The following is a 24,153-nucleotide window of genomic DNA, read 5'->3' as shown; positions in this document are numbered from 1 at the left end:
CGCGTCTCACGCCCGCGCTGCAATGCGCGCCGCCGGCTTCAACGATCGATTTGCAAAATACTCACGCACAACTTCGGCGCGACCGCTCTGGTCGGCGAGCCCGACATACCCGTCCGGACGCACGAGATAAACCCCATTGCGGATGAAGCCGCTCTCTTGCATCCGCGACGTCCAATTGAAGACGTGGAGCTCCACATCGCTGTCGGTGCACGCCTCGCGAAGCCCTGGTGGCGCGTTACCGTACACGTGCACCTGCCAGCGGAGTGACGTGAGCGGTTTGTAATTGTCCGCCCCGTCGGCGAGCGGCGCCCACGGCAGTCGATCGCCGCCGTGCACCGAGCCCGCCTGCCCTTCGCTGAGCGTACTCGCGCGATAGTTGATCATGATTTGTGAGACCGTGCGAAACAGATATCGTTTCGCCGCGCGCGCTCGAAACACGACCGACACGACCATCGGAAAGAGCCTCGTCCGGACGAACCCCGCGATGCCTCCGCTCTTCGACGCGAACGCGAACACGCGATCCGTCGTCGCGACGAGCCGCCGCGCGAAGGCGATGCGCTCCGGCTCGTAGGTGTCGAGCAACGCCGCCGGCGACTCACCATGAACGACCGCCGCGAGCTTCCACGCCAGATTTATGGCATCGCCGATCCCGGTGTTCATGCCCTGCGCGCCCACAGGGCTGTGCACATGCGCGGCGTCGCCCAACAGGAACACACGGCCCACCCGAAACTGCTTCGCGACTCGATGATGGACGCGATACGTCGAGAACCAATTCACGTCCTCGACTTCCATCCGCAGATGCTCGAGCGGGCGTCGTGCAACGTCGTCGAAGGAGAGCTGATTGCGCTCGGCACGCGCCGCCGCGTCCCCGCGCACCGTGCCGACGAGACGAATGTGCCCTGGACCCTTCATGTCGAAGACCGCGAGCAGATCGGCTTCGTCGAGATCGACGTTGACGCCACTGTCCACGGCGGGCCCGCGCGCGCGGACGTCGGCGACGTAGAAGAGGTGCTCGTACGTCCCGCCGGCGAACGGAACGCCAAGGGCGCCACGCACCGTCGAATGCGTTCCGTCGCAGCCGGCAAGGTATTCGACGGGGCTCGATTCGGTCGTACCGTCGGCGTGCCGCAAGGTCGCGACGACGCCGTCTCCGTTTTGTGTAAGCCCGGTCAGTTCCGTCGTTCGCTCGACGGTGACCCCCCCGAGCGCGAGCTGCTTGATGAGCAATTGCTCATGCTCATCCTGAGCGAGGTCGAGTACGAATGGGAATGGCGTGAGGCCCTCGCCAATATCGCTGATCGGCACACTGGCGACACGTCGATCGCGCGCCCACAGGTTCACGCTCTGCATGACGACGCCTTCCGCGATCGCCTCGTTCGCGAAGCCAAGCTGCCGGTAGAACTCGAGCGTCCGCGCGTGCACGCCGAGGGCGCGCGAGATTGGCGCGACGTCGGACGTCTTGTCGACGATGCGAATGCGCACACCAAAGCGCGCCAGCCAGAGCGCGAGCGCGAGGCCGGTCGGACCAGCGCCGACGATCAGAACTTGTATCTCGTTCTCTCGATCCATGGCAAACTCTTCGCCCCGAATACGTGTCAGACATTGGCGCTCCCGACCCGGACGGTGAAAGGCACAATGCCCAGCCAACTTCGAGTTCTCGGAATTCCTTGCATCGCTCTCGCCGCGACTCTCGTCGCGGGACGCTCCCGCGAACCTCAACTTTCGTGCGCGACCGACCTCGCGCTGCTCGAGCGCAAGCTTCACCTCGATTATGCCGGCTACACCCTCGAGCTCCGCGGCGACCGGCTGCGCGCCTTCGCGGCGATGAAAGCCGCGGCGCAAGCGCGCGCCGATACGACCACTGGCGACGCATGCTACTTCGTCCTCCGCGACTTCGTCGCCTGGTTCGACGATCCGCATCTTTTCGTCTATGAAAATCCGGCGCTCGATAGCGCCGAGTCCGCCCGACGTGCCGCCGCCGTCGAGCGACGGAATGTCACGGAGGAAAGTGCACGAGCGTATTTCCGCGCGCACGCGCGTACGCTCGACCCGATCGAGGGCATCTGGTACGATCGCGGGCTCCGCGTCGCCATCGTGCCCGACTCGGCGCGCCGAAACGCGTTTGTCGCGGTTCTACTCGCGAGTGACACGAGTACCTGGCCCGCGGGTGCCGTGCGCGCGCACATCACGCGCCGCGCCGAGAACACCTACGAGATGCTCCTTTCTGAGCGAAATCATGCACTGGTACATCGGCAGGCCGAGATCTACCGGAACGTGCTGCTCCGAATGTCGCCGGGAATATGGGGAAAGGAATTCCCGGTGCTACCGGCCGACAGTGGCACGCTCGATCCCGTCGATCCGCATCGGCCGAGGCTCTACAAGCGAAATGGCACGCTGGTGTTTGCCGTGCCGTCGCACGATGGCTTTCGGAGCCTCATCGACAGTTTGGTAAAGGCGAATTTCGAAGTGTTGAGTCATGCCGACCGCATGATCATCGACCTGCGCGGCAACGAGGGCGGCGGATCCGGGATGACGGAGAGCCTCGAGCCGTTCATCACGCTGAAGGACGACCGGCCCGATCCCTTCCCCACCACCGGCGCGCTGATGCTCTCGTCCGACGATCAGATCGCGTACGCGCGACGCAGCTTCGGCGCAGAGACAACCGCGTTCGTGCGAAGCCTCGTCGATCGCATGAAAGCACATCCGGGCGAGCTCGTGCCACTCGACGATCCCGCCGCGCCAGCTCGACCTCACGATCCGCGCGACTGGGTCGTCGCGTCAGGTCCGCGCGCCGTCGGCGTAATCGTCGATCGCGGTACAGTGAGCGCGTCGGAGGTGCTGGTGCTCACGGCGCTGCGCAGTCCACGCGCAACGGTGTTCGGCGAGCGGACCGCCGGTGCGCTCGATTACCAGAGTGCGTCCATCGTTTCGATCTCGCCGCGCGAGAAGCGGTGGTACCTCGGCTACGGCACGATCACGCGTCGCGCCGACCTGCCGCGGGGCGGACATGGAATCTCGCCGCAGGTTCCGCTCGACCTGAAGCATCTTGTGGATCCGGTGGCTCATGTCGATAGTGCACTTGGATGCCTAACGAGCTGCCGGAACCGGTGACCGCCGGCGCAACGGCATGGTTTGGCTGTTCGGAGCTTGACCTCGAGGCCCCCAATGTCAATACGTGCCAATCTATCCCGCGTCGCCGTGCTGGCGATCCCGGCGGCGCTCGTAGCCTGCAACGAGTCGCCGACCCATCCGGTTGGTTGCTATGGCGCCGTGACGGTCAACGTCACGCCTTCATTCGAAGGTTCCGGCAAACCGCGATTCGACTGGTCGCCCCGCTGCGGCATTACCAACCTCACGGTCATCGTCTTGCCTCAGGGCATTGGCGATCCGGCGGTCGTGTGGGACTTCTCGGCGTCCGAGAGCGCGCAGATTGCCCCGCCGGTGGTCTACGGCCACGTCCCGGCCGGCGCAACGTCGCAATCCGTAGCCCAGCCGTTGCAGGCCGGCATCACCTACCGTGTGAGCATTCTCTCAACAGTCGGCGGTGATGCCATCGGCGGCGAGGCGCAGAAGACGTTCGTTCCGTGACCGTTACCGCCGGCAGAGCGGGCACGGGCCGAGCTGCGGCGTCTCGCCGAGCGTGACGACGACCGGCCCTTTCACCACCGTCTGGTGTTGCACGGTATCGTTCACGGTCACGGTGATCGTCGCGATCTTGCCCAAAACGGTGCCCGTGAAACGCGCGGGAACGGTCGGCCCGACCGTGATCGGGTACGCGCGAAGCATGTAGCTCCCGGCGACGTCGAAGGCGCCCTGGTCGAGCTGCACGCGCCCGGAGACATCACCGAAGGTGCAGCCGACGTGCACGTGCATCGACGTGTCGTTGACGATTATCGCGGCGCCGTTCCCGCCCCACGTCCCGATCGCCAGCAACCCGTCGGATGGCGAGCTGCCGAGACCCGCTGAGCAAGCACTGAGCAGCGCTCCCACTGAGAGAACTAAAATGCGGCACGGATTGGACATGGGACGAGCCTCGTTCGGTTGCCTAGCTGAACTGCGGCCGCTGAATCGACGTCACCCGGGGCCGTAACGTCACTCATTCCGGGACCAGATCCCTCATCGAGGCCGCTCATTGATTCATGTCCCGGCGAAGATAGCATACGAGGATGCAACTCGTCACGTTCGGCGAAGCAATGCTGCGTCTCACGCCACCGGGCAATCAAGCGCTGGCACGAGCGAAGAGCTTCGACGTCTACGTCGGCGGTGCGGAGCTCAATGTTGCCGTCGCCGCGGCGAGGCTCGGCGTCGCATCGCGTTGGGTTTCGCGTCTTCCCGACAATCCAATCGGTCACATTATCGCCGACCGCGCGCACGAGCAAGGCGTCGACGTCTCGTGCATCTCGTGGACACCTGATGGTCGCGCGGGCATCTACTACGTGGAAGTCGGCGCCGAGCCGGGCACGACGAATGTGACGTACGACCGCTCCGGCTCGGCGATGGCACGCGTGGGCCGCGGCATGATCGACTGGAAGCGCGCTCTGAGCGACGCGAAATGGTTTCACGTCAGTGGAATCACGCCGGCGCTCAGCGAATCGGCGGCACAGACATTGGTCGAAGGAATCCAGACGGCGGAACGACTCGGCCTAACGATTAGCTATGATCTCAATTTCCGGCCGAAGCTCTGGCGTCCCGAGCGCGCGCGCGCCGCGCAGGAGACTCTGTTTCGTTACGTGGACGTGCTCATCGCCAGCGAGGATGGCGCGCGGCTCGTGTTCGAGGCGCGCGACTATTCGGCGGAAGACCTCGCCCGCGGGATCCACGATCGGTACGGGATTCCCGCGGTCGCGATCACCGTGCGTAGCAGCAAGCGCGCGCGGAATGCGAGCTGGAGCGCCGTCGTCATCTCCGATGGCGAGGCGCACTGCGCGCCCTCTTTCGAGTGCGAGGTCATCGAACCCATTGGCGCGGGTGACGCGTTCGTCGCCGGGCTGATTTACGGGAGGCTGCGTGGCGAACCGTGGGATGTCGCCGCGCGGCATGGTGCCTGTCTCGCCGCAAAGAAGCACGGCACGCTCGGCGATTTCTCGCAGGCGACGTCGGTGACGGACCGATGAGCGTTCTCGACGGCGTCGTCATCATTCCGGTCATCCGCTGCGATTCGCCCGACGTCGCGGTCCGCGTTACCGAAGTTCTCATCGATGCCGGTATCTGTGTCGCCGAGATCACCCTGACCGTACCGAACGCCGTCGACGCGATCGGTCGGCTCGCGCGTGGGAACGCTGGCCGGCGCGCACTCATTGGCGCAGGCACGGTGACCACGGCCGACGAAGCACGTGACGCAATTCGCGCGGGCGCGCGGTTCATTGTCTCGCCATGCCTGGTGCCGGAGGTCATCGAGGCCGCCATCGCCGCGGGGGTGCCGGTGATTCCCGGCGCACTCACGCCAACCGAGATTCTCCAGGCGGTGCGCGCGGGCGCCGATCTCGTCAAGGTCTTCCCGGCGCAGTCGTTAGGCGGCCCGGCCTACATCAAGGCGCTGCGCGGCCCCTTTCCCGACCTCCCGCTCGTCCCGACCGGCGGCGTCGACATCGGCAACGTCGCCGACTTCCTCCGCGCCGGCGCGACCGCGGTCGGCGTCGGTTCGGAGCTCGTCTCGCGCGACGCGCTCGCGCGCGGTGATTACGACGAGATCGGCCGGCGCGCCGAACAATTCGTGAAGGCCGCGGCAACCGTTAGGCGCGCGTGAGACTATGTACCTGACCTTTCGCTGGTTCGGCCCTCCCGACCCCGTCGCCCTTCGCAACATCCGGCAGGTTCCGGGCGTGAAGGGCATCGTCAGCGCGCTCTACGACGTTCCCATCGGCGAGGCCTGGCCGCGCGACAAGGTCGAACGCCTCGCCGCCGCCGTGAGCGAGGCGGACCTCGAGCTCTCGGTGATCGAGAGCATCCCGGTTCACGAAGACATCAAGCTCGGCCATCGGACCCGTGACTGGCTGATCGACAGCTACGTCGAGAGCATTCGCGCGATCGGCGCGATGGGCGTGCGCGTGCTGTGTTACAATTTCATGCCGGTCTTCGACTGGATGCGCACCGACCTCGCGATGCGCATGCCCGATGGGTCGACGACCCTCGCCTACGACGACGCGGCCCTTGCGCGTATTGACCTGTCGAACGGGACCGGCGACTTGCCGGGATGGGCGCACTCCTATTCGCCTAACGAGCTCGCGGCGCTGCTTGCCGCGTACCGGAACGTGACCAACGACCAGATGTGGGAGCACCTGGCCTACTTCCTCGAGCGCGTCGTGCCCGTGGCCGAAGAAGCGGGCGTCGTGATGGCGCTGCATCCGGACGACCCACCATGGCCGATTTTCGGCCTGCCGCGAATCATCACCGACTGCGCGGCGCTCGATCGCGTGGTGTCACTCGTCGATGCACGCGCGAATGGTCTCACCTTCTGCACTGGCTCGCTCGGCAGCCGGCCCGACAACGACGTCGTGGCGATGGCGGGCCGCTTTGCCAGAGCGGGACGCATCCACTTCGCTCACTGCCGTAACGTTCGCCTCACGGGCGAGCGCCGATTCCTCGAGGTGCCGCATCCGTCGGCGTTCGGTAACGTCGATATGCGCGGCGTCCTCGCCGCCCTTCGCGACGGCGGCTTCGCGGGTCCGATGCGCTCGGATCACGGCCGCATGATCTGGGGCGAACGAGGCCGCGCCGGCTATGGACTGCACGACCGCGCCCTCGGCGCAACGTACCTCTACGGGCTGTGGGAAGGGCTCGCGAGCGAGCGTTGAGCGAACGACGATTCGGCTATCGGTGGACCATCGTCGCGCTGCTCTTCGTCGCGACGACGGTCAATTACGTCGACCGCCAGATCCTCGGCATTCTCGCGCCGACGCTGAGCCGCGCGCTCCACTGGAGCGAGACCGATTACGGCGACGTCGTTGCCTGGTTCACGATTGCCTACGCGTTAGGCTTTCTCGTCGCCGGCCGGCTCCTCGACCGCATCGGCGTGAAGCGTGGACTCGGTGCGGCCGTCGTGCTCTGGTCGCTGGCATCGATGGCGCATGCACTCGTGCGCACCGCTGCCGGATTCTCGATCGCGCGCGCCGCGCTCGGCCTTGGCGAGTCGGCGATTTTCCCGGGCTCGATCAAGAGCGTCGCCGAGTGGTTTCCAAAGCGCGAAAGGGCACTCGCGGCGGGCCTTTTCAACGCGGGTACAAATACGGGCGCGATCGTCGCGCCGCTCATCGTCCCGCCGCTCACATTGTACTGGGGCTGGCAGTGGGCATTCGTTGTCACGGGCGCCCTCGGGCTGCTCTGGCTCGCGCTCTGGATTCCGTTTTACGCAAGTCCAACGATGTCGCGTCACGTGACGTTCGATGAGCTTTCGCTCATTCGCAGCGATGCAGCCGACGCGCCGATGCCCTCGCAATCCTGGATGCGCCTGCTTGGTTATCGACAGACGTGGGCCTTCGCTATCGGCAAGCTCCTCGCCGATCCGGTGTGGTGGTTCTACCTGTACTGGCTCCCCAAGTTTCTCGATTCGAAGTACGGGATCAAATTGTCTGGCATCGCGCTACCTCTCATCGCCGTGTACGTCACTGCTGACGTGGGCTCCATTGGCGGCGGCTGGCTCTCGAGCTGGCTCATCGGGCGCGGCTGGTCTGTGAACCGCGCTCGGAAGACGGCGATGCTCGCAATGGCATTGCTCATTGTGCCAACGATGCTTGTCGGCAAGGCGAATAGCGCGTGGCTCGCCATTGGCATCGTTGCGGTCGCCGCCGCCGCGCACCAGGCGTGGTCGGCGAACGTGTACACGCTTGCCAGTGACATGTTTCCTCGCGCGGCAGTTGGGTCGGTCGTCGGCATCGGCGCCTGTGCGGGCGCGATCAGCGGCGTACTCTTCCAGCGCGGTGTCGGCCGCCTGCTCGACGCGAACGGCAGCAATTACGCGCCGATTTTCGTGGTGTGCGGAAGCGCGTACGTTGTTGCGTGGTTACTCATCCAGCTATTGTCGCCACGATTGGAGCCCGTCGCGTGACCAGCCTTCATCCCGATCGGTGTTTCGACGTCGATTCCTCGGTGCGTCGCATCGCGCGGGAGCTATACGAGGGTACACGGACGCTCCCGATCGTATCGCCTCACGGTCACGTCGAGGCACGACTCCTGGCAACGGACGAGCCCTTCGAGAATCCTACGGCGCTCCTCGTCACGCCCGACCACTACGTGCTGCGCATGCTCTACGCGCGGGGCATGCCGCTCGAGTCGTTAGGCGTTCCGCGGCGCGACGGCTCGCCCGTCGAGACGGATCCGCGCGTGATCTGGCGCCTGTTCGCGGCACACTACGGCGCGTTGCGAGCGACGCCGAGCGGACTGTGGCTCGATCACGAGCTGCACGACCTGTTCGGCGTACCCGAACGTCTCACCGAGCAAAACGCCGATCGCGCATATGACGCGATCGCGGAGAGACTCGCGTCGCCGGAGTTTCGGCCACGCGCGCTCTTTGAGCGTTTCAATATCGAGGTGCTGGCGACGACGGATGCCGCCAGCGACACGCTCGAGCATCACGCGGCCATCAAGCGCTCCGGGTGGCGTGGCCGCGTCATTCCGACGTTCCGCCCGGATTCAGTCTTTCGCCTCGCGGCGCCCGAATGGCATCAGGCGGTCTACGCACTCGCAACGACGATCGACGCGGCGATCGGCAGCTACGACGCGCTCCTCGACGCGCTCGACGAGCGGCGTGCGTTCTTCAAGTGGATGGGCGCGACCGCGACCGATCACGGGGTGCTCGAACCATTCACGGTGTCGATGAGCAGCGACGAAGCCGAGCATCTGTACGAGCGCGGCTGCTCCGGCCAGGCGACGCCGGAAGACCAGCGTCGCTGGGAGGCGCACCTGCTGATGACGATGGCGAAGATGTCGGTCGACGACGGCCTCGTTATGCAGCTACATCCGGGTGCGCTCCGCGACCACAATCGATGGCTCTTCGAGCGATTCGGGCCCGATCGTGGCGGCGACATCCCCATCGCGACCGAGTACACGCGCAATCTGCAACCGCTGCTGAACGCGTACGGCAACGACTCACGCTTCGGGTTGATCCTGTACACGCTCGACGAATCGGCCTACAGTCGCGAGCTGGCGCCCCTCGCCGGCCACTATCCAGCCGTTAGGCTCGGCGCGCCGTGGTGGTTCCACGATTCGGTCGAAGGCATGACGCGATTTCTCGAGCGCACGACGGAGACGGCCGGGATCGACAAGCTGGCTGGCTTCGTCGATGATACGCGCGCCTTCTGCTCGATCCCTGCTCGGCATGACCTTGCGCGCCGCGTGCAGGCGAACTGGCTCGCGCGCCTGGTCTCTCGTCACATCATCGACATGAACGACGCGCAGCAGCTGGCGCAATTGCTGGCGTACGAACTTGCGAAACGTGCCTACCGATTGTCGTCCTGAGCGCAGCGTGCGGAGTCCCACAATCCTCAGACGTCACCGCGTGCAACGATTGGCGTCTGGAGTCGCGAGGTCGTGCGGATCGATCCGAATTACCACGTACGTCGCCGAGTCGGGGCCGGGATTTCGCAAACCATGCAATTCGTTCGATGCCTCGAAGATCACTGCACCTGGCCCCGCGCGTCGCGTGATGTTGTTCTGCAGGACCTCGAGCGTCCCCGAGCGTACGATCATGATCTCCTCGTGCGGGTGCCGGTGCGGCGGGTGGGGCGCGTGACCTGGCGCGAGCGTCGTGACGTGCATCTCGAGGCGCGACAGGTTCGTCGTCGCGGTATCGACCAGCGAGCGAAAGACCGCGCCATCAGTGACGCGGACCTGCCCCGAATCCGCTGGAAAAACGATCGAGGCCAGTGGCGTGCAGCGTGATGTGGCATGTGGTGTTTGCGCTGCCACCGCCGTGCCGATCAGCAGAGCCGGGAGCAATCGAAGTGCGCTGGTCATAGAAGGAGAGCGGGATGACCAATGCTCCAGCGAGGCGGCCCCGCGGTCAAGACCGCGAGGCCGCGATACAGCTAGTGCGCCGGCTGCGTGGCGAAGGATTCCATCCAGGCATCCTGCCGCTTCTTCATTTCGTCCGGAGTGAGATCTTCCTTGTGCGTTGCGATCGTCCAGAGGTAGCCCTCGGGGTCGATGAGTGTGCCCGCACGATCGCCCCAGAATTGATCCTGCATATGGCCCATCGGACCTTCGGCTTCCTTCGCGCCAGCCGCCTTCGCGCGGCTATACAGCGCATCGCAATCTTCGACGTAGATCCACAGCGACGCCGGTGAGCCGCCATACGACTTCGGCCCCTTCGCGCCCATCGCGTCGTTCAGCATGATCGGAGAATCGCCGATCTTTACTTCGGCGTGCAGGATCTTTCCATCGGGCCCGATCGCCCGCGATACTTCCACCGCACCGAATGCCTTCTTATAGAACTCGAGAGTCTTCGCGGCATTGTCCATCGACAGCACTGGCGTCACGGTGTGGTGTCCTTCGGGGATTGCTTTTTTTGCTTTCGCCATGTTGACCTCCCTTCACGTGAATTGCCGCGGCGTAGCGGCAACGGTTGGAGTGATGCAAGGCTGATGCGCGATTGCCGACATTTTCCCGGAAGTCGATCGTGGCGCGCAAGATTTTACATTGTGCTCGGGCTCGCGATGGCGACGGACTGTGCACCTCGTCACCCTAGCATTCCCGTTCGGCGTGTTGCAAGCTCACGTATGCGAACATTCATCTATGCCAGCACACTCTGCGTGATTGTCGCCGCGTCCGCCGCGGCGCAATCGAGCAAAGATGGCGGCTGGCAGTCGCTCTTCGATGGACACACGTTGAATGCTTGGCATGCGCTAGGCTTCTCGCACATTCCGTCCGGCTTGTGGACCGTCGAGGACGGCGCGATCAAGCACCTCGAGAAGCGCAAAGGCGCGGTGCAAGCGGACGGCCAGCCACTCGTCGGCTTCGATCTCATCTCCGATGATTCGTATCAGGATTTCGAGCTGACGTGGGAGTGGAAGATTTCGAAGGCGGGCAACAGCGGCCTCAAATACAACGTCGACGAGCATCTCTCGACGACATTCGATCCGCCGCACGCCGCAAAGGGGTGGGAATATCAGATGATCGACGACTCCCTCAACGAAGACAACAAGCTTCCGACGCACCGCACCGGCGCGCTCTACGACATGATCGCGCCTAACGAATTCAAGCGCGGCAAGCCCGCCGGCGAGTGGAATCGCTCACGGCTCGTCTTCCGCGGGAATCATGGTGAGCATTGGCTCAACGGTGCCCGGATCGTCAGCTTCGATCTTGGGACGCCCGCGTTCGACTCGGCGTTCGCGAAGAGCAAGTACGCCAAGTACCCTTCGTGGTTCCCGGTGCGGCGGAAGGGCCAGATCGTCCTTCAGGACCACGACGACGTGGTATGGTTTCGGGACATCAAGATTCGTGTACTTAAGTGAGGGGCTAGGGGCTAGGGGCGAGGGGCTAGGTGTTAGGTGTTAGACCGATGAACTAGCTCCTAGCCCCTAGCCCCTAGCCCCTAGCCCCTAGCACGGGAGACGCCATGTCCGACATCGACCGACGTGACTTCGTCAAGCAAACCACCGTGGCCGGATTGGGTATTCTCGCGGGCTCGCGCGGCGTGAGCTGGTCACCTAACGAGACAGTGCGCGTCGCTGTGATCGGCGTCAACGGACGCGGCATCGTTCACGCGCAGAACTATTCCAAGCTGCGCAACTCGGAAGTCGCCTACATCTGCGACGTCGACGCCAACGTCATTCAGAAAGGAATGACCGCGGCCAAGTCGCAATCGCGCACGCCGAAGGCCGAGCGCGACTTTCGCCGCATCCTCGACGACAAGAGCGTCGACGCGATCAGCATCGCCGCGCCCGATCACTGGCACACGCCGATGACGTTGCTCGGCCTCCACGCCGGCAAGCACGTCTACGTCGAAAAACCGAGCGGACATAATCCGCGCGAAGACGAGCTGCTCATCGAGGCGGCTCGGAAGTATGATCGCAAGATCCAGTTAGGCACGCAGGCCCGCTCGGGTCCGCACTTCTTCGAGGCGCTCGATCACATCAAGCGTGGCGAGATCGGAACGCCGTACCTCGCGCGCGCCTGGTATGCGAACACGCGCGGCTCGATCGGCAAAGGGAAGCTCACGCCAGTGCCTTCAAATCTCGACTACGAGCTCTGGCAAGGTCCCGCACCCCGTAGGCCGTATCGCGACAACCTCGTCCACTACAACTGGCACTGGTTCACGAACTGGGGCACGGGCGAGATCTGTAACAACGGGACGCACGAGCTCGACGTCGCACGCTGGTTCCTCGGCGTCGATTATCCAACGACCGTGTCGTCCGTGGGCAGGCGCTTTCACTTCCAGGATGACTGGGAGTTCCCGGACACACAGGAAGTGACGTACGAGTTCGGCGACAACGGCGGCAAGGTGATCGCCTGGTATGGCCAGAGCTGCAACGGGCTCCGTCTGTACGATCGCGACCGCGGCACGACCATCCTTGGCACCGGCGGCAGCGTCATCGTCGACCGCGACGGCTACGAGATTCGCGACCTGAAGAGCAAGGTCGTTAGGCGATCGACCATCGGCCAGGCGACAGACGGTCTCGATACGCTCGGCGACGATCCGTTGACGTATTTGCACATGCAGAACTTCCTGGACTCCGTGCGCATGGGCGTGAAGCTCAACGCACCGATCGAGGATGGCGCGAAGACCGGGCTGCTCTGTCACGTCGGCACGATCGCGCACCAGACGGAGCACAAGCTGCGTCTCGATGCGAAGACTGGACGCATCGTCGGCGATCCAGAGGCTGCGGCGAAGTGGGACCGCACGTACGAGCCCGGTTGGGCACCGACAGTATGACGAACGCGCGCGGGGTCTGCTGTGCCTTGCTGCTCATTCCGTTTGCGTTACAGGCGCAGCCAGGGCCACGCACACCGAACGACACACTCCACTCGCCCGTCGTCGGTGCGAATGGAAGCGTGACGTTCCAGCTCTATGCCCAGAAGGCGAACGCCGTGACGATTCGTAGCGAGGGACCGGCGGCGTTCGAGAACAAGCCGATGCAGAAGAGCGAGCACGGCGTCTGGACATACACGACGACGCTTGCGCCCGATCTCTACATCTACTGGTACGACGTCGACAGCGTCACCGTCGCCGATCCGCGCAACAACCATCCGCGCGTGAACATGACGACGGTCAGGAGCCTGCTCCACGTTCCCGGCCCGGACGTCGAGTTCTTCGCCGATCGCGACGTGCCGCACGGCGACGTCGCCGAAGTATGGTATCAATCGGCTTCCCTCGGGGTGGCGCGGCGAATGCACGTCTACACGCCACCCGGCTACGAGAAGAACTCGACGCGCTATCCCGTCTTCTACCTGCTCCACGGCGCGGGCGACAACGATGAGGCGTGGCCGGCGGTCGGTCGCGCGAATTTCATACTCGATAATCTCATCGCGGCGGGAAAGGCGAAGCCGATGATCGTCGTCATGCCGGCCGGCCACACGCCGCGGCCGGGAGGTCTCTTCGGTCCGCCGGGGTCGCGCGATCCGTTCATCGACGACTTCCTGAAAGACATCATGCCGTACGTCGAGCAGCACTACCGTGTGCTGCCGGGCCGCACGAACCGCGCGATCGCTGGTCTCTCGATGGGCGGCGATCACACTTTGCGAATCGGCTTGCCCAACCTCGACAAGTTTGCGTACCTCGGCGTGTTCAGCTCGGGACTCCTCGGCGCCTTCAACATGGGTCCGGCTGCCGCCGACAGCGCCACCGCGCTCTTCGCCCGACAGAACGCCGGTCTGTTCGAGGATCCGAAAATCAACGACAAGATCAAAGTGCTCTGGCTGTCGACGGGGACGCAGGATTTCATCTTGCCGTTCACGAAAGCGACGCTGGCGCTGTTCGACGCGCACCACATCAAGTACAGCTTCACGCCGAGCGAGGGCGGGCACACGTGGCCGAACTGGCGGGCGTATCTCAATACGTTCGTGCCCTTGCTGTTTCGTTGATTAGAGATTTGGCATCATGAGTTCAGGCGAGTTGCTGGAGTGGCTCAAAGCACTAGGCGGCATCGTTGCTCTGTTAGGGTTGGCGGTTGGACTCGTGAATTATCGCCGATCGGTGAAGACCAGGCGCGCGGAGTGGCTCGCGTCGCTGCATGAGAAATTCTTCGAGAGCGATCGATACAAAGAGGTCCGCCGCGTCCTCGACTATCACTCGGAGCCCCAGTACTCGGACCTGGCCAATGCCATTGCGGCGGGAGCACACCACCCGCTGGCCGACGAGCTTTATCGCTACCTGAATTTCTTCGAGTTGCTGGCAGGTCTGCGCTTGCTCGGTCAGATTTCCGACGAAGAGATTATTGGGTTGTTCGACTATGATCTGCGACTGATCAAGCAGCACGAGTTTGTCGCTACGGCCCTCAGACCACAGGGATTCGAGCGGCTCGCCGCGCTCCTCGAGACCAAACATTTCCGGTTAGGATCGTGAGGCCGACCACGTTGTTCGTCTACGGCACGTTGAAGCGCCGCGCTCCGCGACGACAGCATCCGCTGTTGCACGGCGCGCGTTTCGTCACGAGCGCTTCCATCAGTGGTGTCTTATACGATCTTGGCGAATATCCAGGGCTCGTCCGACCGTCGCACAGTCGAAGCCGAGTCGCCGGTGAGCTGTACGAGCTGCCGAATGACGCGTCGGCGAAGTTGCTCGACGCCCTCGATGAGTATGAGGGAGCCGAGTATGTGCGACGACGCGTGTACGTGAGGCTCTCTAGCGGTAAGCGCCGAGCCGCATGGGCGTACTTGCTGCGTCGCCGACCGAAATCGGCTGCACTTCTCCCCAAGGGCCGCTACGCACTTCGGCGCGGCGTGGCCTAACGCTGACGGCAGAGTGGCCGTCGTCGAGCTACCAGCCTCGACGTCATTGAGCGTCCGAGCGTACTCCGTATCGAGTTGCGCCAACTCCGCCGCGTACACACTGCGCGTGTGACCCGTGCGATAGTCCCGCGATGATACGATATACGTCCCTCCGTCATGGTGCTCGCCGCGCTTTGCTGCCACGTGCTGGTTTATCGGCGGCTCGCCAGCGAAGCGCGCGTACCTCGGTCCGCTCAGAGTGACGGCGGCGTCAGCCTTACGGGTTTGGCTGGGGAGGGGTGATCCGAGCGGCTGGACTTCGCGACGCGGACGCATGGATTCCGCGAATCGATGCCGACGTGCACTTCGTCGACGTCTCCAACGTCCAAAGCTGTCCCTAACGCGGCGTCGAGTGTTCCCGCGGGTCGGCCGAAAGTCTGATTGTCATTGAGCTTTTGATCGGCGCACTCTGAGATCATCAGAAGTTCGGCGGACGTGAGGCGCATGGAACCGATCGAAGCCGAGGAACAAACTGTCGAGGTTGCGCGCGTCGAGGAGGCGGCCAACCATCGCGCGTCGTGGCCGAGGTCGTTGCTCGCCGCGACGCTTCCGCCCATGGCCGCGTTCCTCATTCAGTCGTTCTACTGGCTGCCAGCCGTCCGATGGTCGTTGTTCTATCCGGCGGTCTTCCTCGCCTCGTGGCTCGGGGGATTCCGCAGTGGCATTGGCGCAACGCTTCTCTCGACGGCGTTGCTCTGGTGGTACTTCATGCCGCCCGAGCACACCCTATTCAAGCGGGATCCTCGCTTCTACCTCACCGCGCTCATCTTCATCGTTCTCGGCTACGTCGTGAGCGAGCTACACCGACGCCTGCGGCGTCTGACAAGCGACGTCGCGATGGCTCTGATTGCGTCGCGCAAGCTGACCGAACGGCTGCAGAAGCTCGTCGACGAGCGGCGCATGCTGATGACGCTCATCGAGAACACCCCGGACTTCATCGGATTTGCGGACGATCATGGGGTGCCTAACTACATCAATCCCGGCGGCCGCCGCATGATCGGTCTCGACGCCACGTTTCCGGTTCGGATGACGCGAATACCCGAGTACTTTCCACCCGATCTGCGCGATTTCGCGAGTGACGTGATCGTGAAGGAGACGCTCGAAAAGGGGCAGTGGCAGGGAGAGACGAGCATTCGCAACTGGCAAACGCAACAATCGATTCCCGTCTCGATTCATGCCTTTCAGATGCGCGATCCGGACACGAAAGCGGTGCGCGGCATCGGCACGGTGACTCGGGACATTTCGGCGGTCAAACGCAGCCGCGACGAGCTGGAGGCGGCGAATCAACGCCTAACGAAAGCATTGCAAGACCTCGCCGAAAGCCAACGCTTTCTCCAGGCGATTCTCGACCATTCGCCCAACGGCATCATCATCAAGGGACTCGACGGCCGTTATCGGCTGATGAACAACGGACTCGAGATCCTCACGGGAATTGCCGCGGCGGCGGCGAATGGGAAGACGGACTTCGATCTCTTCCCTCGTGTCCTGGCCGAGCGGTTCCGTGCCAACGACAAGATCGTGCTCGACACCGGCACGCCACTCGCCACCGAGGAGCGAGCGGAGGTCAAGAATGGCGCTCGCGTTTTTCTCGTCAACAAGTTCCCGCTGCTCGACGATCAACGCCGCGCCTTCGCGATCTGCGCCATCTGGACAGACATCACGGAGCACAAGCGCGTCGAGGAAGCGCTCCGTCAGACCGCGCGCGACTTGCGAGAGGCGCAGCGCCTCGCGCACGTCGGCAGCTGGAGTTGGGACCTTCACGACGCGATGGTGTGGTCCGAGGAGACCTATCGCATCTTCGGCCGAGATCCAAAGGTGCCGCTCCCAATTCCGTTCACGCCAGGGGCGCAGATCTTCACTCCCGAGAGCACCGAACGACTGGGTGCCGCCGTCGAGAAGCTGGTCGCGGGAAGCGCGCCGTATGAAATGGAGCTCGAGTTCATCCGGCCCGACGGATCGACAGGCTGGGTCGCTGCGCGCGGCGAGAACGTGCGCGACGAGCACGGAAAGATCGTCGCGATCAGCGGCACGGTCGAAGACATAACGACGCTCAAGGATCTGCAGCGGATGCGCGAAGAGTGGACGTCGGTGATCGCGCACGACCTGCGGCAGCCAATTGGCTTCATCGAGATGGCGTCGGAATTTCTTCCAACGTTGCATGCCGGCGTGGTCACCGATCGCGAGAAGGATATGGCCAATCGTATTCAGTCGGCCGCGCACAATCTCTCACGTATGGTCGACGATCTGCTCGATATGTCGCTGCTCGAGGCGGATCGACTCAAGCTCGAGCGCGATTGGATCGATCCGCGCACGCTCGTGCGAGAGACCATCGGTCGGCTGTCGCACCTAACGCGAGACACTCGGATCAAGGTGCGTGATGAAGGAAGGTTGCTTCCGGTGTACGTCGATCCGATGCGGATCGGCCAGGTTCTGGGCAACGTCGTTTCGAACGCGGTCAAATACGGCGACAAGGGCAGCGAGATTCTCGTCCAGTTGTGCCGGCAGGACGGTCACGTCGAGGTCGCGGTGACGAATCACGGGAAGGGGATCGATCCGCAGGACATACCGCGGATCTTCGGCCGCTTCGCGCGCTCGAAAGCCGGGCCCAGCCCGGGTGTGCGAGGCCTCGGACTGGGCCTTTACATCGCGAACGGCGTCATCAGGGCGCACGGCGGCCGGATGTGGGCGGATAGCACACCTGGCAAGACGACCACTTTCCACATGACCCTGCCAACCGTGGCTGCAGCCAAGGCGGCGTAGTACTCAGTGGAGGACGACGGCATGGATCGCGTCGGTTCTAACGAAGCAGTGACGGCGGCGACGGCGAGTGACGAGGGGCGCAATCGCGGATCGTCGCTTCGAGCGGTGCTGGCGGCAATGCTGCCGCCACTCGCCGCCTTCATCGCACAGGAGCTGCTCTGGATTACTTCGGCCCGCTGGTCGCTTTTCTACCCTGCTGTTTTCCTGAGCTCCTGGATCGGAGGGTACGCGAGCGGTATTAGCGCAACGCTGATCTCCAGCGTGTTGCTCTGGTGGCTCCTCATCCCTCCTCTCCACACTTTCGTAAAGACTGACCCCAGACAATACGTCGCCGAGGCGATTTTCATCCTCATGGGGATCATGGTCAGCACACTTCACCGACGACTCCGACACACGAATCACGGCGTTCGCGACGCGCTGCTCGCCGCGAACAAAGCGACGAATCAACTGCAGGAGGTGATCGACGAGCGACACGTTTTTACTTCGCTCATTGAGAATTCCTCGGACTTCATCGGTGTCGCGGACACGAGCGGCACGCCGGTCTACATCAACCCCGCAGGGCGCCGCATGGTTGGTATTGCCCAGGACTTCCCCGTGAGCACGATGCCGATATCGGAGTATTATCCGCCCGAGCTTCATGACTTCGTAACGAGCGTGATCATCAGGGAGACTCTGGCCAAGGGACGATGGCAGGGCGAGGCAAGTTTGCGACATTGGCAGACCAACCAGGCCATCCCCGTCTCGGTGACAGCGTTCCTGATCAACGACACCCTAACGAAGCGGGTGCTCGGTATCGGTACGATTACACGCGACATCTCCGAAATGAAACGCGCTCGCGACGAGCTCGCGAGAAGCCAGCGCTTCCTGCAGGCGATTCTGGACCATTCGCCTAATGCGATCGTCATCAAGGACCTCACTGGGCGTTACATCATCGCCAATCGCCGCGTCGAAGAGCTGCTTGGAATTCCGGTGAACGAAGTGCAGGGAAAGCGCGACGTCGACCTGTTCGGCGAAGCCGTCGCCGAACACTTTCGCGCAGACGATCGAATCGTCGCCGAGACCGCGACTCCGCTCAGCACGGAGGAGGCCCTCCAGCTGCGAGACGGCTTGCACGTCTTTCTCGTGAGCAAATTTCCCCTTGTTACCGAACGCCTCTTTGCGATCTGCGCGATCTGGGTCGACATCACCGATCGAAAGCGTGACGAGGAGGCGATGACACAGACGGCGACCGACCTGCGCGAGGCGCAGCGTCTCGCACACATTGGAAGCTGGAGCTGGGACCTGGCCGACAAGGTGCAGTGGTCGGACGAGCTCTATCGGATATTCGGCCGAGATCCCTCGTCTCCTGTGGCGATGCCGTTCCGATACGGCTCATCGGTCTTCACGCCAGAAAGCTCCGAGCAGTTACGCACAGCGATCGGCAAGCTCGTCGACGGTGGAGATCCATTCGAGATCGAGCTCGAGTTTCCACGACCCGATGGCTCGACAGGCTGGGTGGCGGCACGCGGCGAGGGCGTTCGTGACTCCACCGGACGTCTCACCGGCATTCGCGGAACCGTTCAGGACATCTCTCGCATAAAGGAGCTCCAGCGCATGCGCGACGAGTGGACGTCGATCATCGCGCATGACCTCCGCCAGCCGATCGGCTTCATTGCGATGGCGGCCGACTTCCTGCCGACGCTTCACGACGACAAGCTGGCGGACAAGGAGCGCGATTTCACCCAACGGATTCAATCAGCCGCGAAGACGCTAGCTCGCATGGTGAATGACCTGCTCGACATCTCGCTCCTCGAGGCAGATCAGCTGAAGCTGGAACGGAAATCGGTTGATCCACGAATTCTCGTTTCGGACACTTTGAAACGTGTCGCACACCTCATCGGTGAACGGCGCATCAAGGTGGTCGAAGAACAGGCGCTCGTTAACGTGTTCGTTGATCCGATGCGCGTCGGCCAGGTGCTCGGCAACCTCCTCTCCAACGCAATCAAGTACGGCGACAAGAACCGCGAGATCATCGTCGAGGAGAAGCGTCGAGACGGCGAGTGTGAGATCGCGGTGACCAACTATGGTCACGGTATCGAATCAGCCGACCTGACGCGCATCTTCAATCGTTTTGCTCGCTCCAAGACAAGTCGCGGCTCTGGCGTCTTGGGATTGGGATTGGGTCTCTACATCGCGAAGGGCGTCATTCGCGCGCACGGTGGCCGCATCTGGGCCGAGAGCACACCCGGCCAGACGACGACGTTCCACGTCACCCTGCCCACGACTGCGATGTCAAGGCAAGCGGCATAGAGGCGCAGCCGCGGTCGCTGGTTAGGGCGTTTTGACAGGACCGCAATTTCAGCTATTGCGAATTCGCGCGTCACCCCCAGTTTCCACGGCTTCGGTCTCGGCCGTGTTCCTTCCGAGACACGATCGTGACGCGCGAAGGCGTCGAGGTTAGCACCTTACGCCGTCCGCTCCCAATTCAATTCATTGCACCCCTCATCGCATGCGATTCCCCGCCGCACGCCCTGCGCTCCTGCTGTTGTTTGGAGCGAGCATTCTCTCCTGCAAGGACTCGCCGACTGCCGTGAGATCGGCTATCACGCCGCAAGGCTTCAACGCGGACGTGACGGTAAGGACGCCCACGATCGTGATCAGTCAGATTTACGGCGGCGGCGGAAATTCGGGCGCGACGCTCAAGAACGATTTCATCGAGCTGTTCAATCCTGGCAGCCAGAACGTTTCGCTCGCCGGCTGGAGCGTGCAGTACGCGTCGGCGGCTGGATCGTTCACGCAAACGACCGCACTCAGCGGTTCGATTACTCCCGGCAGTTACTACCTCGTGCAGGAGGCGGCGGGCACCGGTGGAACCGTCTCCCTACCGACACCGAACGCCACCGGCAGCATCGCGATGGCTGCCGGCTCGGGTAAGGTACTGGTTGCGCAAACGACCACCGCGATCGGTGCATGTCCGGACACCTCCAATCACAGCGTCGTCGACCTCGTGAGCTACGGTACAGGGACCAACTGCCGCCCCTTTACCGCGACGTTGAGCAACACCACCGCTGCCTTCCGCAAGGATCCGGTGGCGAACACGCCGCCGACCGGCTGTGCGTACACCGGCGATCCATCGGCTGATTTCTCGACGGGCGCTCCAGCACCGCGCAACAGCGCGAGCCCCGTCCACGTCTGCGCCGGCGCGCTGCCGTTAGGCCCGCTCGATCATGTGGTTGTCGCCGGACCAACGAACCTCACCGCCGGGAGCTCGGCGCAGCTCGCTGCGACCGCGCAGGACGCGAATAATCAAACCGTCACCACGGCGACGATCACCTGGACAACGAGCGACGTGAGTGTCGCGACGGTCGACGCAACTGGCAAAGTCACCGCTGTCGCAGCGAGCGCAACGCCAGTCACGATCACGGCGACCGCGACCGACGACAACATCACCGCGAAGGGCACGCTGACGATCGCCATCACCACGCCGACGATCAATTGGATCGACGTGAGTAGTTCCTCGACGAGCTTCCCGCCTGGATTCCAGACGCAGCTCTTCGCGACCGCGCGAACCGCCGATGGCGGCACGGTTATCCCGGCGACCTTCACGTTCGAGGCGGTCGACCCGACAATGGCGACGATCGCCACGGTGGAGAACACCGGCATCATCGCCGGCGTCGCCCCGCCAAGTGACGGCACGTCGCGTCCGGGCTTCAAGGTCACCGCGACACCCGTTGGGGGCGGACCAACCTACAGCTTCGTCTCGCATCCGGTTGCGATCGAGACGCCGGCCGCGGCGCCTGCATCGATCTACGCCGTCAACGACGAATTCGGCGATCCGACGCCGGCAACATCGTCGAACCCGAACGACCTGCTCATTCGCCGCACGCAGTACACTTTGTCGTACAACGAGTCGCACGGGACGCCGAATTGGGTGTCATACGAGCTCGACTCACGGCAGATGGTCGCCGGCCAGGATCGCTGCAACTGCTTCACCGCCGATCCGACACTCCCAGCCGATAAGCAAATACTCACCGCCGATTACACCAACGGCGGTTACGACCGCGGCCATATGACGCGCTCGGCCGATCGTACGGCAGGTAACGTCGACAATGCGTCGACTTTTTATCTGACAAACGTCGTCCCTCAGCAGGCGGATCTGAATCAAGGCGTCTGGGCGCAATTCGAGAACGCGCTCGCCGATTCGGCGAATCGCAGCGGCCGCGCGGTGTACATCATCACCGGCCCGCTGTACAGCCAGTCGCATGCCCTCACCTTCCTCAAGAACGAAGGGAAGGTCGCGATTCCGGACAGCACCTGGAAGATCGCGCTCATCGGGCCGCGGAACGCGGGTAATCCGTTCGCGCGCGCGAATGTACAGGGATGGAGCGACCTCGCCGGCATCACGATTCTCGCCGTCAACATGCCTAACGTGGCTGGCGTTCGGAACGATCCCTGGTCCAAGTACCTGACGACCGTCGCGAAAATCGAGCAAGGGACTGGTTACAACTTCTTCTCGCTGCTCCAATCCGTCTATCGGGACGCACTCGAGGTCGGGGATCGCGCGCCAATTGCGCAATACGCTGTCACCGGGAATGCCCGGGAAGGTAGTCCCGTAACCTTCGACGCTTCATCCTCGAGTGACGCGGACCTCAGCCAGTCGGGCATCTCCAACGCGCTGACATACTCGTGGCAGTTCAGCGACGGCGCGACGGCGACTGGACGCACGACGTCGCACACCTTCGCGCATTTCGGACCCTACGCGGCGACGCTGACGGTGACCGATGCGATCGGTTGGCCGAGCACGGTTTCGCAAACGCTAATGGTGGATGACGTAGCACCCGTGGTGACCGCGCCCGCCGGAGCGAGCCTCATCGCTGGCGAGACCTATTCAGCGAGCGCCGGCTTCGCCGATCCGGGCACCGATTCATGGACGGGGACCGTCGACTACGGCGACGGCAGTGGGCCGCAACCGTTGACGCTTGCCGGGAAGAGCTTCACACTGTCGCACGTCTATGGGAGCGCAGGCACGTTCCGCGTCACGGTAACCGTCTCCGACGATGGAGGTGCGGGCGGCTCGTCGTCGTCGACGGTGAGCGTCATGACTCCGTTCGCGGCGACGAAGGAAATGTCGACACAGGTGCAACTCCTCGCCGAGAGTGGCGCGATCGCTCAACCGCAACCACTCTTCGCATCGATCGACGCTGCCGCGAAGCAGATCCAGCGCGGCGACATGACGCCTGCGTTCAACGAGCTCGGCGCGTTGATCAACAAGATCGGTGCGGCGGTGATCTCGGGTCGCATGTCACCCGAGGCGGCGCAGCAGTTGACGGATATGATCCACCGTATCCAGAACGTATTACGGACCTGACGAGCGATCGGATCATTCGCTGGCGCCGTCTCGACCATCCCGCGCTCGAGACGGCGCGCCTCGCGCCGAGGGGCCAAGGCTGGTCGCTCGGCGGTGTCGTCGAGGGGCGTCTCGACGACGCGCGGGAATATCGTCTGGAGTATGTGGTTCAGTGCGATCACGCGTGGTGCACGCTCCGCGCCGACGTCTCGGGCACGATCGGACGCCAGCCGGTGCGGACCGCGATTGCGCACGACGTTCCTACTGGACGCTGGACGCGCGACGGCGTCGAGCAGCCGCAGGTTGCCGGCGCCGTCGACGTCGATCTGGGTTTCACGCCGGCGACGAACACGCTCCCGATTCGGCGCCTAACGCTTCAAGTCGGCGGTGCGGCAGCAGTGCGCGCCGCATGGCTGCGCTTTCCTGAAATGGAATTCGTGTCGCTCGAGCAGGTTTACACGCGCCAGGCGGAGCACCAGTATCTATACGAAAGCTCCGGCGGACAATTTCGAGCGGTGCTCGAGTTGGACGAGGTGGGATTGGTCACGCGCTATGGTGACTACTGGACGAGTGACTAGGACTGGAGCTTGGAGATCGTGAAACCATTGCCAAAAACGTTAGGCAGCCATGGCGACGCAGGCTGACGTCCGGCGTATCGCGCTCTCCTTCCCGGAGACCGAGGAAGCCAAGGACGATTTTGCGTTCTCGGTGTGGAACAAAGGCAAGCTCAAGGGATTCGCCTGGGTCTGGAAGGAACGGGTGAATCCGAAGAAGCCGCGTGTCCCCAATGACGGCGTGATGGCAATCCGAACCCTCAACCTCAGCCAGCGGGATCTCATCCTCGCCACCGACTCGAAGAAGTTCTTCACCGAGCCGCACTACAGCGGATTTCCCGCCGTCCTCGTGCGGCTCGACGCTGTCACCGTGGCTGATTTGAAAGTTCTCCTTGCGGACGCCTGGGCGAGCCAGTCGCCTCGCGAGTTGACGAAGCCGGACAAACCAAAGGCGGCGGCGCCAACGCGCCGCTCGGCGCGCAAAGGACGCAAGGGTTGATATTTGGCGTCGTGACCGAATCGAGGCTTGCCCCTGGCGCCCAACGAGCTATTTGTTCGACAGCAGCGCCGGACACTCGGTCCGGCGCGTGC

At 63.5% G+C, this 24,153-nt stretch carries 22 protein-coding genes; 17 read left to right on the top strand and 5 right to left on the bottom strand.

Features of this window, described 5'->3' with window-relative positions:
* Positions 1-6: 6 nt before the first annotated feature.
* The gene (locus VGH98_04610) at positions 7-1,569 is read right to left on the bottom strand and encodes an FAD-dependent monooxygenase (protein HEY2375234.1); all 1,563 of its coding nucleotides are present in this window, start codon (positions 1,567-1,569) and stop codon (positions 7-9) included.
* A gap of 66 nt (positions 1,570-1,635) precedes the next feature.
* Between VGH98_04610 and VGH98_04605 the strand changes: the two genes are divergently transcribed.
* Both VGH98_04605 and VGH98_04600 read left to right on the top strand, forming a co-directional pair.
* The gene (locus VGH98_04605) at positions 1,636-3,111 is read left to right on the top strand and encodes a hypothetical protein (protein HEY2375233.1); all 1,476 of its coding nucleotides are present in this window, start codon (positions 1,636-1,638) and stop codon (positions 3,109-3,111) included.
* A 54-nt stretch (positions 3,112-3,165) separates the two neighbouring features.
* Positions 3,166-3,588, top strand: coding sequence for a hypothetical protein (locus VGH98_04600; GenBank protein ID HEY2375232.1), 423 nt, complete (start codon positions 3,166-3,168; stop codon positions 3,586-3,588).
* A 3-nt stretch (positions 3,589-3,591) separates the two neighbouring features.
* On the opposite strand, the gene VGH98_04595 is transcribed toward VGH98_04600, so the two are convergent.
* Complete coding sequence (locus VGH98_04595; protein HEY2375231.1) at positions 3,592-4,023, bottom strand: hypothetical protein; 432 nt, start codon at positions 4,021-4,023, stop codon at positions 3,592-3,594.
* Positions 4,024-4,166: 143 nt separating this feature from the next.
* Between VGH98_04595 and VGH98_04590 the strand changes: the two genes are divergently transcribed.
* The 5 genes from VGH98_04590 to uxaC are packed head-to-tail and all read left to right on the top strand — an operon-like array spanning position 4,167 to position 9,453.
* Entirely contained in the window at positions 4,167-5,114 is a 948-nt protein-coding gene (locus tag VGH98_04590; protein ID HEY2375230.1) for a sugar kinase, read from the top strand.
* Positions 5,111-5,746, top strand: coding sequence for a bifunctional 4-hydroxy-2-oxoglutarate aldolase/2-dehydro-3-deoxy-phosphogluconate aldolase (locus tag VGH98_04585; protein ID HEY2375229.1), 636 nt, complete (start codon positions 5,111-5,113; stop codon positions 5,744-5,746). Before VGH98_04590 ends, VGH98_04585 begins: the two co-directional genes overlap by 4 nt.
* Positions 5,747-5,750: 4 nt before the next feature.
* Positions 5,751-6,794 (top strand): mannonate dehydratase, encoded by a 1,044-nt coding sequence (locus tag VGH98_04580; protein HEY2375228.1) that lies wholly within the window; start codon positions 5,751-5,753, stop codon positions 6,792-6,794.
* The gene (locus VGH98_04575) at positions 6,791-8,044 is read left to right on the top strand and encodes an MFS transporter (GenBank protein ID HEY2375227.1); all 1,254 of its coding nucleotides are present in this window, start codon (positions 6,791-6,793) and stop codon (positions 8,042-8,044) included. Before VGH98_04580 ends, VGH98_04575 begins: the two co-directional genes overlap by 4 nt.
* On the top strand, positions 8,041-9,453 hold the full coding sequence (uxaC, locus tag VGH98_04570) for a glucuronate isomerase (protein ID HEY2375226.1): 1,413 nt from the start codon (positions 8,041-8,043) through the stop codon (positions 9,451-9,453). The genes VGH98_04575 and uxaC overlap by 4 nt, the downstream gene beginning before the upstream one ends.
* Positions 9,454-9,486: 33 nt before the next feature.
* On the opposite strand, the gene VGH98_04565 is transcribed toward uxaC, so the two are convergent.
* Both VGH98_04565 and VGH98_04560 read right to left on the bottom strand, forming a co-directional pair.
* Entirely contained in the window at positions 9,487-9,951 is a 465-nt protein-coding gene (locus tag VGH98_04565) for a cupin domain-containing protein (GenBank protein ID HEY2375225.1), read from the bottom strand.
* A 71-nt stretch (positions 9,952-10,022) separates the two neighbouring features.
* Positions 10,023-10,514, bottom strand: a complete 492-nt coding sequence (locus VGH98_04560; GenBank protein ID HEY2375224.1) for a VOC family protein — start codon at positions 10,512-10,514, stop codon at positions 10,023-10,025.
* A gap of 198 nt (positions 10,515-10,712) precedes the next feature.
* Here VGH98_04560 and VGH98_04555 point away from each other — a divergent pair, with 198 nt between their 5' ends.
* From VGH98_04555 to VGH98_04535, 5 genes are all read left to right on the top strand, one after another.
* Positions 10,713-11,447, top strand: coding sequence for a DUF1080 domain-containing protein (locus tag VGH98_04555; GenBank protein ID HEY2375223.1), 735 nt, complete (start codon positions 10,713-10,715; stop codon positions 11,445-11,447).
* Between the two features lie 104 nt (positions 11,448-11,551).
* The gene (locus tag VGH98_04550; protein HEY2375222.1) at positions 11,552-12,868 is read left to right on the top strand and encodes a Gfo/Idh/MocA family oxidoreductase; all 1,317 of its coding nucleotides are present in this window, start codon (positions 11,552-11,554) and stop codon (positions 12,866-12,868) included.
* Positions 12,850-14,016 carry an alpha/beta hydrolase-fold protein gene (locus VGH98_04545; protein ID HEY2375221.1) on the top strand — a complete coding sequence of 389 codons (1,167 nt, stop codon included), beginning with the start codon at positions 12,850-12,852 and terminating at the stop codon, positions 14,014-14,016. The genes VGH98_04550 and VGH98_04545 overlap by 19 nt, the downstream gene beginning before the upstream one ends.
* 16 nt (positions 14,017-14,032) lie before the next feature.
* On the top strand, positions 14,033-14,497 hold the full coding sequence (locus VGH98_04540) for a hypothetical protein (GenBank protein HEY2375220.1): 465 nt from the start codon (positions 14,033-14,035) through the stop codon (positions 14,495-14,497).
* Entirely contained in the window at positions 14,494-14,883 is a 390-nt protein-coding gene (locus VGH98_04535) for a gamma-glutamylcyclotransferase family protein (protein HEY2375219.1), read from the top strand. The genes VGH98_04540 and VGH98_04535 overlap by 4 nt, the downstream gene beginning before the upstream one ends.
* A 233-nt stretch (positions 14,884-15,116) precedes the next feature.
* On the opposite strand, the gene VGH98_04530 is transcribed toward VGH98_04535, so the two are convergent.
* Positions 15,117-15,341, bottom strand: coding sequence for a hypothetical protein (locus VGH98_04530; GenBank protein HEY2375218.1), 225 nt, complete (start codon positions 15,339-15,341; stop codon positions 15,117-15,119).
* 25 nt (positions 15,342-15,366) lie between these two features.
* Here VGH98_04530 and VGH98_04525 point away from each other — a divergent pair, with 25 nt between their 5' ends.
* The 5 genes from VGH98_04525 to VGH98_04505 all read left to right on the top strand — a co-directional run bounded on the left by VGH98_04525 (position 15,367) and on the right by VGH98_04505 (position 24,061).
* Positions 15,367-17,682, top strand: coding sequence for a PAS domain-containing protein (locus tag VGH98_04525; protein ID HEY2375217.1), 2,316 nt, complete (start codon positions 15,367-15,369; stop codon positions 17,680-17,682).
* 21 nt (positions 17,683-17,703) lie between these two features.
* Positions 17,704-19,971 (top strand): PAS domain S-box protein, encoded by a 2,268-nt coding sequence (locus tag VGH98_04520; protein ID HEY2375216.1) that lies wholly within the window; start codon positions 17,704-17,706, stop codon positions 19,969-19,971.
* 199 nt (positions 19,972-20,170) lie between these two features.
* Positions 20,171-23,029, top strand: coding sequence for a DNA/RNA non-specific endonuclease (locus tag VGH98_04515; protein HEY2375215.1), 2,859 nt, complete (start codon positions 20,171-20,173; stop codon positions 23,027-23,029).
* On the top strand, positions 23,017-23,586 hold the full coding sequence (locus tag VGH98_04510; GenBank protein HEY2375214.1) for a putative glycolipid-binding domain-containing protein: 570 nt from the start codon (positions 23,017-23,019) through the stop codon (positions 23,584-23,586). The genes VGH98_04515 and VGH98_04510 overlap by 13 nt, the downstream gene beginning before the upstream one ends.
* A gap of 49 nt (positions 23,587-23,635) precedes the next feature.
* Entirely contained in the window at positions 23,636-24,061 is a 426-nt protein-coding gene (locus tag VGH98_04505; GenBank protein ID HEY2375213.1) for a hypothetical protein, read from the top strand.
* Positions 24,062-24,153: the final 92 nt, after the last annotated feature.

Source organism: Gemmatimonadaceae bacterium, assembly GCA_036496605.1.
In the GTDB taxonomy this organism is placed as follows: Bacteria; Gemmatimonadota; Gemmatimonadetes; order Gemmatimonadales; family Gemmatimonadaceae; genus AG2.
The sequence above is the reverse complement of the archived record's forward strand: the minus strand, read 5'-3'. Positions and strand labels throughout refer to the sequence as shown.

What these genes read in the sequence shown, in the direction of transcription:
- VGH98_04565 (HEY2375225.1), bottom strand. Translation starts at nt 9,951, where the DNA reads ATGACCAGCGCACTTCGATTGCTCCCGGCTCTGCTGATCGGCACGGCG.
- VGH98_04590 (HEY2375230.1), top strand. Translation starts at nt 4,167, where the DNA reads ATGCAACTCGTCACGTTCGGCGAAGCAATGCTGCGTCTCACGCCACCG.
- VGH98_04585 (HEY2375229.1), top strand. Translation starts at nt 5,111, where the DNA reads ATGAGCGTTCTCGACGGCGTCGTCATCATTCCGGTCATCCGCTGCGAT.
- VGH98_04610 (HEY2375234.1), bottom strand. Translation starts at nt 1,569, where the DNA reads ATGGATCGAGAGAACGAGATACAAGTTCTGATCGTCGGCGCTGGTCCG.
- VGH98_04540 (HEY2375220.1), top strand. Translation starts at nt 14,033, where the DNA reads ATGAGTTCAGGCGAGTTGCTGGAGTGGCTCAAAGCACTAGGCGGCATC.
- VGH98_04550 (HEY2375222.1), top strand. Translation starts at nt 11,552, where the DNA reads ATGTCCGACATCGACCGACGTGACTTCGTCAAGCAAACCACCGTGGCC.
- VGH98_04505 (HEY2375213.1), top strand. Translation starts at nt 23,636, where the DNA reads ATGGCGACGCAGGCTGACGTCCGGCGTATCGCGCTCTCCTTCCCGGAG.
- VGH98_04530 (HEY2375218.1), bottom strand. Translation starts at nt 15,341, where the DNA reads ATGATCTCAGAGTGCGCCGATCAAAAGCTCAATGACAATCAGACTTTC.
- VGH98_04525 (HEY2375217.1), top strand. Translation starts at nt 15,367, where the DNA reads ATGGAACCGATCGAAGCCGAGGAACAAACTGTCGAGGTTGCGCGCGTC.
- VGH98_04605 (HEY2375233.1), top strand. Translation starts at nt 1,636, where the DNA reads ATGCCCAGCCAACTTCGAGTTCTCGGAATTCCTTGCATCGCTCTCGCC.
- VGH98_04600 (HEY2375232.1), top strand. Translation starts at nt 3,166, where the DNA reads ATGTCAATACGTGCCAATCTATCCCGCGTCGCCGTGCTGGCGATCCCG.
- VGH98_04555 (HEY2375223.1), top strand. Translation starts at nt 10,713, where the DNA reads ATGCGAACATTCATCTATGCCAGCACACTCTGCGTGATTGTCGCCGCG.
- VGH98_04520 (HEY2375216.1), top strand. Translation starts at nt 17,704, where the DNA reads ATGGATCGCGTCGGTTCTAACGAAGCAGTGACGGCGGCGACGGCGAGT.
- VGH98_04560 (HEY2375224.1), bottom strand. Translation starts at nt 10,514, where the DNA reads ATGGCGAAAGCAAAAAAAGCAATCCCCGAAGGACACCACACCGTGACG.
- VGH98_04515 (HEY2375215.1), top strand. Translation starts at nt 20,171, where the DNA reads ATGCGATTCCCCGCCGCACGCCCTGCGCTCCTGCTGTTGTTTGGAGCG.
- VGH98_04580 (HEY2375228.1), top strand. Translation starts at nt 5,751, where the DNA reads ATGTACCTGACCTTTCGCTGGTTCGGCCCTCCCGACCCCGTCGCCCTT.
- VGH98_04595 (HEY2375231.1), bottom strand. Translation starts at nt 4,023, where the DNA reads ATGTCCAATCCGTGCCGCATTTTAGTTCTCTCAGTGGGAGCGCTGCTC.